This window comes from Burkholderia sp. BCC0397 (assembly GCF_902832865.1).
Classification (GTDB): domain Bacteria; phylum Pseudomonadota; class Gammaproteobacteria; order Burkholderiales; family Burkholderiaceae; genus Burkholderia.
On sequence record NZ_CADFDL010000007.1, the window covers coordinates 229,755 to 241,947 of the forward strand.

Genomic DNA, 12,193 nt, shown 5'->3' on the forward strand with positions numbered 1-12,193 from the left:
CACCGCTCAATCGAGCCGTTCGGTAAAGCGTGACGTGATCGGGTAGCGCCAGTCGCGCCCGAATGCGCGATGCGTGACGCGGATGCCGATCGGCGCCTGGCGGCGCTTGTATTCGTTGATCTTGATGAGCCGCGTCACGCGCTCGACGTCGGCCTGCGCGTAGCCGGCCGCGACGATCTCGGCGAGCGGCCGGTCTTCTTCCATGTACATCCGCATGATCGCGTCGAGCACGTCGTACGGCGGCAGGCTGTCCTGGTCGGTCTGGTTCTCGCGCAGCTCGGCCGACGGCGCGCGCGTCAGGATCCGCTCGGGAATCACGTCGCGCAGCGCGTAATCGTTCGTTTCGTTGCGATAGCGGCACAGTCGGTAAACGAGCGTCTTCGCGATGTCCTTGATCACCGCGAAACCGCCGGCCATGTCGCCGTACAGCGTGCAGTAGCCGACCGCCATCTCGCTCTTGTTGCCGGTCGTCAGCACGATCGAGCCGAACTTGTTCGACAGCGCCATCAGCAGCGTGCCGCGGATGCGCGCCTGGATGTTCTCCTCCGTCGCGTCTTCCGCGCGGCCCGCGAACTCGCCCGCGAGCGCCGCGCGGAATGCATCGAACATCGGCGCGATCGCGATCTCGTCGTAGCGCACGCCGACGCGCCGCGCCATCTCCGCCGCGTCGGTGGTCGAGATGTCGGCCGTGAAGCGCGACGGCATCATCACCGCGCGCACGCGCTCGGGCCCGAGCGCATCGCACGCGACGGCCAGCACCAGCGCCGAATCGACGCCGCCCGACAGCCCGATCAGCACGCCGGGAAAGCCGTTCTTGCCGATGTAGTCGCGCACGCCGGTCACGAGCGCGCGATACACCTGTGCGTGCGTCGACAGCTCGGGCGCGATCGCGCCGGGCAGCGGCCGCGCGCCGTCGAATTCGACGATCGCGTGCCCTTCGTCGAACTGCCGCATCTTCGCGACGAGCGCGCCCTGCGCGTCGAGCACGAACGAACCGCCGTCGAACACGAGTTCGTCCTGGCCGCCGACGAGGTTCACGTAGACCATCGGCAGCCCGGTCTCGCGAATCCGCGCGCGCAGGATGTCGATGCGCACCGCTTCCTTGTTCATGTGATACGGCGAGCCGTTCGGGATCAGCAGCACCTGCGCGCCGGCCGCCTTCGCGATCTGCGCGGCCGACGCATGCCACGCGTCCTCGCAGATGATCACGCCGTATTTCACGCCGTTCAGCTCGAACACGAGCGGCTCGGCGTCGGTCGCGAAGTAGCGTTTCTCGTCGAACACCTCGGCGTTCGGCAGATCCTGCTTGCGGTAGGTGCCGACGATCTCGCCGCCGACGATCAGCGACACCGCGTTGAAGGTGTCGGTGGGCGGCACGCCGCGCTCGATCGGGCGGTTTGCATTACCATCGACGGCTGACGCGCGCGCATCGCTACCCGCACCCCTGCCCGGACCGCGCAACGGATGGCCGACCAGCACTGCGAGCCCGTCGAACGCCTTCAGCGCATCGGCGAGCGCATCGAGTGCGGCGGCCGCCGCCGCGTAGAACGCGGGCCGCAGCAGCAGGTCTTCGGGCGGATAGCCGGACAGCGCGAGTTCGGGTGCGACCATCAGTTGCGCACCATCGTTGTGCGCGGCGCGCGCGGCCGCGACGATTCGCGCGACGTTGCCGGCGAAATCGCCGACGGTGACGTTGATCTGGGCGAGAGCGAGTCGGGTCTTCATGGCGGGATCGGCGCAACCCGGCGGCGCGCCTTGAACGGCTGACGAAATCGATCCGGGCGCGGGCCACGGCGGCCCGCCTCCGGCAACATCCAACGGTACGGATTCACGCTTGAAACACGAACGCATCGATTATCGCACGGGCATCCTGTCGTCCCCCGCCGAGGTGCCGGCCGACGAATGGAACGCGCTGCTCGCACGCGACGCGCAGCCCACGCCGTTCCTGCGCCACGAATTCCTCGACGCGCTGCACGTCGCGCGCTGCGCGGTCGACGACACCGGCTGGTCGCCGCACTTCGTTACGCTGACCGACCCGCGCACCGGCCGCCTCGCGGCCGCCGCGCCCGTCTACGCGAAGCAGCATTCGTACGGCGAATACGTGTTCGACTGGGCGTGGGCCGATGCGTACCAGCGCAACGACCTGCCCTATTACCCGAAGCTGCTGTGCGCGGTGCCGTTCACGCCGGTGCAGGGCACGCGGCTGCTCGCGGCCGACGACGACGCGCGCCGCCGGCTCGCGGCCACGCTGCTCGCGTTCGCCGAGCAGAGCGACGTGTCGTCGCTGCACGTGCTGTTCCCGACCGGTGACGAAGCGCGGCTCCTCGAATCGATGGGAATGATGCTGCGCGAAGGCGTGCAGTTCCACTGGCTCAACGACGGCTACCGCCACTTCGACGATTTCCTCGCCACGCTCGAGCAGAAGAAGCGCAAGAACATCCGCGCGGAGCGGCGCAAGGTGCACGACGCGGGCGTGACCTTCCGGCGGCTGACCGGCGATCGAATCACCGACGCCGACTGGCGCTTCTTCTCGCGCTGCTACCGGCAGACCTACCGCGAGCACTTTTCGAGCCCGTACCTGAACCTCGACTTCTTCCGCACGATCGGCGCGACGATGCCCGAGAACCTGCTGCTTGTGATCGCGGAAGCCGACGGCCGGCCGATCGCGAGCGCGCTCGCCGTGTACCGGCGCGGCGAGCACGGCGGCGGCACGCTGTACGGCCGCTACTGGGGCGCGCTCGAGCACGTGCCCTGCCTGCATTTCGAAACGGCCTACTACCAGTTGCTCGAATTCTGCATCGAGGCCGGGCTCGACACGTTCGAAGGCGGTGCGCAGGGCGAGCACAAGCTCGCGCGCGGTTTCCTGCCGACCGTCACGCACTCCGCGCACTGGCTCGCGCATCCGGCGTTTTCCGATGCGGTCGCGCGCTTTCTCGAACGCGAGACCGAGCATATCCACGCGTACGTCGACGAACTGCGCGAACACGATCCGTTCCGGCGCGGCCCCGGCTAGCGCCATCCGGCGCACCGGCATGCGGCGAAGCCATGCGTGGCCTCGCCGCAAGCCGCACGGCCGCCGCCGGTTCAGTGCGCGGCGAGCGTCACCGTCTGCGACAGCGCCTGCGGGTCGCGCGACGACGCGGCCGCCGACAGCCCGTAGCTGCCCGCGCCGATCCGCCATGCATGCGCATTCGCATCCCACACCGCGAAGCGCTGCGCCGGCACCGCGACGCTGACCGTGCGCGCCTCGCCCGGCTGCAGCGCGACCTTGGTCCAGCCGACGAGCCGCTTCGGCGGCTCGCCGAGCGACGCGGGCAGCGCCGCGTAGATCTGCACCGTATGCGTACCGGCGCGCGCACCGGTATTCGTCACCGTCACGCCGACCGTCACGTTGCCCGCTGCGTCGGCCTGCGCGGACATCGCCGACAATGCATACGTCGTGTACGACAGCCCGTAGCCGAACGGGAACAACGGCTCGATCGCCTTCGCGTCGAACCAGCGATAGCCGTACGCGAGCCCTTCCGTATAGACGTTCCGCAGATTCGACGGATCGATCGTCGGCTGCGGCAGGTCGGCCTCCTGCTTCGGGAACGTCAGCGGCAGCCGGCCCGACGGATTCGCGTCGCCGAACAGCAGGTCGGCGATCGCCTGGCCGCCCTGCGCGCCCGGATACCACGCGTCCAGCACGCCGTGCACGTTCGCGAGCCACGGCATCAGCACGGGGCTGCCGTTCTCGAGCACGACGATCACGCGCTTCGCCTTCGCGGCGACCGCGGCGATCAACGCGTTCTGGTCGTATTGCTGGTTGTACGGGTCCGCCTTCGCATCGGGCAGCGACAGGCTCGCGAGGTCGAGCCCTTCCGTCTGCCACTGCGTGGCAAATACGATCGCGACATCGGCCTGCGCGGCCGCGGTGGCCGCGGCGTTCGCGTCGGTGCCGTCGAGATAGCTGACCGATGCGTTCGGCGCCTTCGCGCGGATCGCCGCGAGCGGCGCGGACTTGTACCAGGTCGCGCACCCGCCGAACAGCATGTCGGCCGGTTGCTGGCACAACGTCACCGCGTTGCCGTCGATCGCCGGCACCGCGCCCGAGCCGCCACCCGACAACACGCCCGCGTCCGCATGCCCGCCGATCACGACGACCGACTTGAGCGAACCCGCGGCCAGCGGCAGCACCGGCTGCGCGTCGCCCGGCGCGGCCGCGTTCTTCAGCAGCACCGCCGCTTGCCGCGCGATCGCGAGCGCGTCGGCATTGCCGGCGGCTTCGTCGATCGCGCCGCCCGGCTTCGGCGGCGCGTCCATCACGCCGATGCGGATCAGCGTGCGCAGCTTGCGCTGCACCATGTCGTTGAGCCGCGCGACCGACACGCTGCCGGCCTGCAGCGCCGCGCGCAGCTTCGAATTGAAGTACGAGCCGAGCGGCGCGTTGCCGTCGTCGGCCGCACCCGGCTGTTCCTCGTCGAGCCCGGCCTGCACGGCCGCGACCGTCGAATGCGTCGCGCCCCAGTCGGACTGCACGACGCCCTTGAAGCCCCACTCGTTCTTCAGCACCGTCGTCAGCAGAGTCGGGTTCTCGCACGCATACACGCCGTTCAGCTTGTTGTACGAGCACATCACGTTGCCCGGCTGGCCGTCCTTCACGCCGATCTCGAACGCGAGCAGTTCGGCCTCGCGCATGGTCCGCTCGTCGACGACCGAATCGACCGTCATCCGGTTGGTTTCCTGGTCGTTGAACGCGAAATGCTTGATCGTCGCGATCACCTTCCGCGCCTGCGTGGCCTGCGTGCGCGCGGCGCTCAGCGTGCCCGCGAGCACCGGGTCCTCGCCCATGTATTCGAAGGTGCGGCCGTTGCGCGGCTCGCGCGCGAGGTTCACGCCGCCGCCGAGCCCTTCCGCGAAACCGAGCGCGCGCAACTCGAGCGCGATACGCGTGCCGTAGGTGCCCGCGAGCGCCGGGTCCCACGTCGCCGCGAGCGCGACCGGCGCGGGCAGCGCGGTCACGCGTGCGTTCTTCACGTTCACGCCGCCTGCCGAATCGGCGCTGCTGACCGCCGGAATGCCGAGCCGCGGCACGCCCGGGATGTAGCTCGCGCCGTTCAGCGCGTCGGCCGGGAACGGGCCGCCCAGGCTGAGCGCGGGCATGCCGGTGCCATGCACGAGCTGCAGCTTCTCGTCGGTCGTCAGTTGCGCGACGAGCGCGGCCGCGCGCTGGTCGGCTGCCGCGTCGGGGTCGGCCGGCGAGACCGGCGCATGGATGTCGTCGCCGCCGCACGATGCGAGCAGCACCGTGAGCGCACACGCGGACGCAATCGTCGAACACCGGAACAGCGAAGTTTTCATTGATCCTCCAGAATCGTTCTGTTGTACTTGTGGCCACTCCAAGTCTAAAAATTGACCGGTCACCACGCTTGACCGGCAGGAGCATGCGTTGACCTCTCGCAGCGGGGACAAACCCGAACGGCATGACGACAGGGAGACAGACATGGAGTTGCAACAGAAATCGGTATCCGTCCGGATCTACCGCTGGCTGTGCGAAGACGCGCGCGCGAACGGCATCGATCCCGCACCGCTTTACGAGACGCTCGGCATCGGGCCGGCCGAGTTCGCCGACGACACGCGCCGCATCGCGGGCGACCGGCACGTCGCCGCAATGCGGCTGACGAGCGGCTGGCCGCTGTCGTGGCATCGCCCGCCGCCGCAGGTCGTGCCGTGGCTCGTACCGTTTCCCGAGCTCGCCGGCATCACGTGCAACGCGGCGACGCTGCGCGACGCGCTGCACGGCTACCTGCACTATCGCGAGCTGATCGGCAACGTCGACTGGGTCTTCGCGCACGAGAGCGGCGACGCGATCGCGCTCGAGTACGTGAACGAAGGAGACGGCCGGCACGCGGGCAGCGCGTTCGCGAACCTCGCGATCCTCGCGGCGCTCGCACGCCTGTACGACCCGCACGTGCGCATCGACGACGCCGCATTCGCCGGCCGCGCGTTCGCGCCCGTTGCCGCGCTGCGCGACATGCTCGGCGCACCGCTCTCGTTCGATGCCGCGCACAACCGCATCGTGCTGCGCTCCGCGCACTTCGACACGCCGTTCGAGCGCTACAACGCGCCGCTCGCCGGCATCCAGCGTCATGCCGCCGACGCCGCCCGCGAGCGCGTGCGCGCGCGCTCGACGTTCGGCTCGTCGGTCGAGCAATGCGTGCGCGACTGGCTGCGCACGTCCGACGACGCCGACGTGCCGACCGATACGCTGATGCAGCATGTGTGCACGCGCTTCGCGATGTCGCGCTGGACGCTGCGCCGGCGGCTGCATCGCGAAGCGGTCGGTTTCCATGCGCTCGTCGCGCAGGCGCGGCTCGGCGAGGCGCGCGACCTGCTGCTCAATACGCAGTTGCCGATCGGCGAGATCGGCGTGCGCGTCGGCTTCCGTTCGACGAGCGCGTTCACGCGTTTCTTCACGCGCGAACTCGGCGCGGCGCCGAGCCGCTTCCGCGACGGGCACGGCGACCGGTGGCGTTGACGCCCGTTTTTTCTGAGACACTGGCGGCTTCGCATCCCGCCGCCCCGCCATGTCCTGGTTTCTGTATCTGATCGAATGCGCCGACGACAGCGTCTACACGGGCATCACGACCGATGTCGCCGCGCGCTTCGACGAACACGCGTCCGGCAAGGGCGCGCGCTACACGCGCTCGCGCAAGCCGCGCGCGGTGCTCGCGTCGTTTCCGCTGCCCGACCGGTCGAGCGCGTCGCGCGCCGAATACTGGGTGAAGCGGCTCACGCCCGCGAAAAAGCGCGAGCTGGCGGCCGGGTTGCGGACGCTGGAATCGGTGTTGCCGGTGGTGGTGATAGCGCTCGACGAGAGCGGCGACACGGCCGGGACGAAGGCGACGGCGCGCGGGCGGAAGAAGGGGAAGGCGGAAAATGTCGACGATGCGGCGGAAACGGCTGCAACGGAACAGGTTGCCCGGAAAAAGGTGAAGGCCGGGAAAGCTGCCGGGTCTGCAAAGGCCGCGAAGCCTGCGAAAGACAAACAAGCGTCGAAGTCGACGAAGGCAAATCAAGCCGCACCGAACGCGAAACGTGCAAAAGCCGACGGCGATGCAGCCGCAAAAAAGACCTCGTCGCGTAGCAAACCGGTAGAGAAAACCGGCTCGCCCCACTCCGCGCCGTCAAAAAGGAAGGCACCGGCCGCCGGCAGACCAGCCGCGGACGTACGCGAAGACGCCGCTTCCGCACCGGCCCGGCGCCGTCCATCGGCCACGAAAACCGCCGAAGCGACCGCTCCGTCCGTTGCCCCGCCCCGCGCGAAACGCGCGAAGCAAGCACCTGCCGCCCCGCCCCCGTCTGTCTCCGCGTCCGCTCGCCGGAAAACCGTGCGCGCAAAACAAAACCGCGCGGCCTCCTGAGGAGACACGCGCGGTTTGCGTTCCGTACGAGCCGGCCGTCGGCCGGCACGCCGCTTACTTCTTGTAGTTCGCGGCGCCGTCGGTGATTTCCTTGTGCGCGGCTTCGATGCCGGCCCAGCCTTCGACCTTCACCCACTTGCCCTTCTCGAGCGCCTTGTATTGCTCGAAGAAGTGCTTGATCTGGTCCTTCAGGTACTCGGGCACGTCGTCGATCGACTTCAGGTTTGCCGTCATCGGGCAGACCTTGTCGTGCGGCACCGCGACCAGCTTCGCGTCGACGCCCGACTCGTCGGTCATCTGCAGCATGCCGAGCACGCGCGAACGCACGATCGAGCCGGCCAGCAGCGGGAACGGCGTGATCACCAGCACGTCGACCGGATCGCCGTCGCCCGACAGCGTCTGCGGGATGTAGCCGTAGTTCACCGGGTAGCGCATGCCCGTGCCGATGAAGCGGTCGACGACGAGAAGGCCCAGTTCCTTGTCCGCCTCGTACTTCACCGGGTCGCTTTGCGCGGGAATCTCGATGATCACGTTGAAATCTTGCGGCAGGTCCTTGCCGGCCGGAACATGATTGAAGCTCATGAGCACTCTCTGTAGGTCGATGGGAATTCGGGACAGGGCGCCGCGGCCGATGCACCGCCGCGGGCGTCCCCCAAAAGGAATGCGCCATTATAGCCAATCGACCGGTGGCGTCCGGATGACGATCGGCGCGATAATCGTTCCGGATGTCCGGCCGTCGAACCGGCGGCGGCGTTGCACGTCGACTACAAGGCAGGGATCCGAGCAAGCGTCAAAGCGCTGACTCGGGCCGACCGCGATGCATGGGACCCAAGTAAGCGCTGAAGCGCTAACTTGGGTCGACAGGAGCACACATGGAAGAGGCGAAGCACTTCATCGCGGGCGAATGGACGTTGCCCGCGCAACTGGAAACCATCGCGGTCGTCGATCCGTCCGACGGCCAGCCGTTCGCGACGATCGCGCGCGGCACCGCGCCCGACATCGAGCGCGCGGTCGCCGCGGCCCGCGACGCATTCGCGGGCCCGTGGGGCGCCGCGAGCGCCGCCGAACGCGGCCGCGTGCTGATGCGGCTGTCGGCACGCGTGGCCGACCATCTCGAGGAACTCGCCGCGATCGAGGCGCGCGACACCGGCAAGCCGCTGAAGCAGGCGCGCGCCGATGCAGCCGCGCTCGTGCGCTACTTCGAGTTCTACGCAGGCGCCGCCGACAAACTGCACGGCGAGACCCTCCCCTACCAGGCCGGCTACACGGTGCTGACGGTGCGCGAGCCGCATGGCGTCACGGGCCATATCGTGCCGTGGAACTACCCGATGCAGATCTTCGGGCGCAGCGTCGGCGCGGCGCTCGCGGCCGGCAACGCCTGCGTGGTCAAGCCGGCCGAGGACGCATGCCTGTCCGTGCTGCGCGTCGCCGAGCTGGCCGCCGAGGCCGGGCTGCCGGCCGGCGCGCTCAACGTCGTCACCGGCTACGGCCATGAAGCGGGCGCCGCGCTCGCCCGTCATCCGGGCATCGACCACATCTCGTTTACGGGTTCGCCGGCCACCGGCAAGCTGGTCGCGCAGATGGCGGCCGAGAACCACGTGCCGGTCACGCTCGAACTCGGTGGAAAGTCGCCGCAAATCGTGTTCGCCGATGCCGATCTCGACGCGGCGCTGCCCGTGCTCGTGTCCGCGATCGTGCAGAACGGCGGGCAGACCTGCTCGGCCGGCAGCCGCGTGCTGATCGAGCGCGCGGTGTACGAGCCGCTCGTCGAGCGCCTCGCCACCGCGTTCAACGGGCTGCGCGTCGGCCCGAGCCGCGCCGATCTCGACTGCGGCCCGCTGATCAACGCGAAGCAGCAGCAACGCGTGTGGGATTTCCTGTCCGACGCGCAGCACGACGGCATTCCGATGGCCGCGCACGGGCAGGTCGTCGCCGACGCGCCCGAAACCGGCTTCTACCAGGCGCCCGCGCTGTTGCGCGACGTGCCGCCGTCGCACCGGCTCGCGCAGGAGGAAGTGTTCGGTCCCGTGCTCGCGGCGATGCGTTTCGTCGACGAGGACGAAGCCGTCGCGCTCGCGAACGGCACGCCGTACGGTCTCGTCGCGGGCATCTGGACACGCGACGGCGCACGCCAGATGCGGCTTGCGCGGCGCCTGCGCGCAGGCCAGGTGTTCATCAACAACTATGGCGCGGGCGGCGGCGTCGAGCTGCCGTTCGGCGGCGTCGGCCATTCGGGCCATGGCCGCGAGAAAGGCTTCGAGGCGCTGTACGGCTTCACTGCGCTGAAGACGATTGCGATCCGGCACGGCTGAACGCACGGCAGGCGGCCGGCAGCGCCCGGCCGCCTGTCGACACACGACGACTCTCATGACCAGCACAGGAGACACACCATGCGGTTGAGCGGCAAGACGGCCATCGTCACGGGCGGCGGCTCGGGGTTCGGCGAAGGCATCGCGAAGACGTATGCGCGCGAAGGCGCGAACGTCGTCGTCAACGACCTGAACGGTGCGGCGGCCGAGCGCGTCGCGAGCGAGATCGCGCTCGCGGGCGGCAAGGCGATCGCGGTAGCCGGCGACGTATCGAAAGAGGACGACTGGCGCGCGCTGCTGCAGGCGGCGCTCGACGATTTCCACTCGGTGCAGATCGTCGTGAACAACGCGGGCACCACGCACCGCAACAAGCCCGTGCTCGACGTGACGGAAGCCGAATTCGACCGCGTGTACGCGGTCAACATGAAGAGCCTGTTCTGGTGCGTGCAGACCTTCGTGCCGTACTTCCGCGCACAGGGCGGCGGCGTGTTCGTGAACGTCGCGTCGACGGCCGGCGTGCGGCCGCGCCCGGGCCTCGTCTGGTACAACAGCACGAAGGGCGCGATGATCACCGCGAGCAAGTCGCTCGCGGCCGAGCTCGGCGCCGATCGCATCCGCGTGAACTGCATCAACCCGGTACTCGGGGAAACCGCGCTGATGACCGAGTTCATGGGCTGCGAGGACACCCCGGAAAATCGCCGCCGCTTCCTCGCGACGATCCCGCTCGGCCGCTTCTCGACGCCGCAGGACATCGCGAACGCCGCGCTGTACCTTGCGTCCGACGAAGCCGAGTTCATCACCGGCGTCTGCCTCGAAGTCGACGGCGGGCGCTGCATCTAGCCGTACCAGGCCGCACGATTACCTTACCGCTTCTTGCTTCACCCGAAACCGGATCGGACGCGCCGCTGCGTCTGCCCCGGCCAACTACAACGACAGTGGTGCATCGGATCCAGGTAACCGCTCAAGCGCTCACCTGGATCGACCGCAAAGCATGGGATCCAAGTAAGCGCTAAAGCGCTAACTTGGATCGACAGGAGACAACATGGCAACATCGACGCAGTCGCTGCCGGGCTCGTCCGGCGCATTCGAGGAAGCAACCTACCGCAAGGTGTCGTGGCGGCTCGTACCGCTCCTGCTGCTGTGCTACGTGGTCGCCTATCTCGACCGCGTGAACGTCGGGTTCGCGAAGCTGCAGATGGCGAGCGACCTGAACCTGAGCGATACCGTGTACGGGCTCGGCGCCGGGATCTTCTTCTTCGGCTATTTCCTGTTCGAGGTGCCGAGCAACATCATCCTGCACCGGGTGGGCGCACGCGTGTGGATCGCCCGCATCATGGCGACGTGGGGCGTGATCTCGATCCTGACGATGTTCGTCACGACGCCCACGATGTTCTACGTGATGCGCTTCCTGCTCGGCGTCGCCGAAGCGGGCTTCTTCCCCGGCGTGATCCTCTACCTCACCTACTGGTATCCCGCGCACCGGCGCGGCCGGATGACGACGTTCTTCATGACGGCCGTCGCGCTGTCCGGCGTGATCGGCGGACCGATCTCGGGCTTCATCCTGAAGGCGTTCGACGGCGTGAGCGGCTGGCACGGCTGGCAATGGCTGTTCCTGCTCGAAGGCATTCCGTCGGTGCTCGCCGGCGTGCTCGTGTTCTTCGCGCTCGACGAGCGGATCGCGAAGGCGACGTGGCTGACCGACGAGGAAAAGGCGCTGCTCGCCCGCAACGTCGACGCGGAAGAAGCCACCAAGGAAGACCTGCCGCTCGGCGCGGTGATGTCGAGCCCGCGCGTCTGGCTGATGGCGCTGATCTATTTCTCGTTCGTGATGGGGCTCTACGGCGTCGGCTTCTGGCTGCCGACGATCATCAAGGCGACGGGCGTGACCGATACGATCATGATCGGCCTGCTGTCAGCGATTCCGTATGCCGCCGCGGTGGTCGCGATGATCCTGATCGCGCGCAGCGCGGACAAGCGCCGCGAACGCCGCTGGCACCTCGCGATTCCGGCCGCGATCGGCGCGCTCGGCCTCGTGCTGTCGGTGATCTGGGCGCACCAGACCGCGCTCGCGATGCTCGGCCTCACGCTCGCGACGATCGGCATCCTGACGACGCTGCCGCTGTTCTGGAGCCTGCCGACCGCGTTCCTCGGCGGCACGGCCGCCGCCGCCGGCATCGCGATGATCAACTCGATCGGCAACCTCGCCGGCTTCCTGAGCCCGTACCTGATGGGCTGGCTCAAGCAGGTGACGGGCGCCAACGATGCGGGTATGTACATGCTGGCCGGGTTCCTCGTGCTCGGCGGGCTGCTTGCGCTGTCGGTGCCGAAGCGGCTGGTCGACAAGTGATGCGCGGCGCGTAAAAGCGCACCGGACACGCCGGTCGACGGCCGGCCCCACGAAACGCCCCGACGCCCGGCATTGCCCGGCCGCCGGGGCGTTTTCAATTTCGAACAGGCAAAACCCGCACCGGCCGGATGCTT

General features: G+C 68.6%; 9 protein-coding genes. 6 read left to right on the plus strand and 3 right to left on the minus strand.

Annotated features, from left to right (window positions below; translation table 11 throughout):
- Positions 1-6: 6 nt before the first annotated feature.
- A complete protein-coding gene (locus HWX03_RS22490) occupies positions 7-1,725 on the minus strand; it encodes an NAD+ synthase (RefSeq protein WP_175872714.1) in 1,719 nt (572 codons plus the stop codon).
- Between the two features lie 109 nt (positions 1,726-1,834).
- On the opposite strand from HWX03_RS22490, the gene HWX03_RS22495 reads away from it, so the two are divergent.
- Positions 1,835-3,013: a GNAT family N-acetyltransferase gene (locus tag HWX03_RS22495; protein ID WP_174429190.1), complete on the plus strand. Its 1,179-nt coding sequence runs from the start codon at positions 1,835-1,837 to the stop codon at positions 3,011-3,013.
- A gap of 71 nt (positions 3,014-3,084) precedes the next feature.
- Here HWX03_RS22495 and HWX03_RS22500 read toward each other — a convergent pair whose 3' ends face one another.
- Positions 3,085-5,340 (minus strand): glycoside hydrolase family 3 C-terminal domain-containing protein, encoded by a 2,256-nt coding sequence (locus HWX03_RS22500; RefSeq protein WP_175872715.1) that lies wholly within the window; start codon positions 5,338-5,340, stop codon positions 3,085-3,087.
- Between the two features lie 142 nt (positions 5,341-5,482).
- Here HWX03_RS22500 and HWX03_RS22505 point away from each other — a divergent pair, with 142 nt between their 5' ends.
- Positions 5,483-6,517, plus strand: a complete 1,035-nt coding sequence (locus HWX03_RS22505) for an AraC family transcriptional regulator (protein WP_175872716.1) — start codon at positions 5,483-5,485, stop codon at positions 6,515-6,517.
- A 49-nt stretch (positions 6,518-6,566) separates the two neighbouring features.
- Positions 6,567-7,403, plus strand: coding sequence for a GIY-YIG nuclease family protein (locus HWX03_RS22510; protein ID WP_175872717.1), 837 nt, complete (start codon positions 6,567-6,569; stop codon positions 7,401-7,403).
- Between the two features lie 54 nt (positions 7,404-7,457).
- Here the strand turns inward: HWX03_RS22510 and ppa are convergent, their stop codons facing one another.
- On the minus strand, positions 7,458-7,985 hold the full coding sequence (ppa, locus tag HWX03_RS22515) for an inorganic diphosphatase (RefSeq protein ID WP_011352863.1): 528 nt from the start codon (positions 7,983-7,985) through the stop codon (positions 7,458-7,460).
- A gap of 290 nt (positions 7,986-8,275) precedes the next feature.
- On the opposite strand from ppa, the gene HWX03_RS22520 reads away from it, so the two are divergent.
- The 3 genes from HWX03_RS22520 to HWX03_RS22530 all read left to right on the plus strand — a co-directional run bounded on the left by HWX03_RS22520 (position 8,276) and on the right by HWX03_RS22530 (position 12,059).
- On the plus strand, positions 8,276-9,715 hold the full coding sequence (locus HWX03_RS22520; protein ID WP_175872718.1) for an aldehyde dehydrogenase family protein: 1,440 nt from the start codon (positions 8,276-8,278) through the stop codon (positions 9,713-9,715).
- 78 nt (positions 9,716-9,793) lie between these two features.
- A complete protein-coding gene (locus HWX03_RS22525; RefSeq protein ID WP_027785122.1) occupies positions 9,794-10,552 on the plus strand; it encodes an SDR family oxidoreductase in 759 nt (252 codons plus the stop codon).
- Between the two features lie 202 nt (positions 10,553-10,754).
- Entirely contained in the window at positions 10,755-12,059 is a 1,305-nt protein-coding gene (locus tag HWX03_RS22530) for an MFS transporter (RefSeq protein WP_175822261.1), read from the plus strand.
- Positions 12,060-12,193 lie beyond the last annotated feature (134 nt).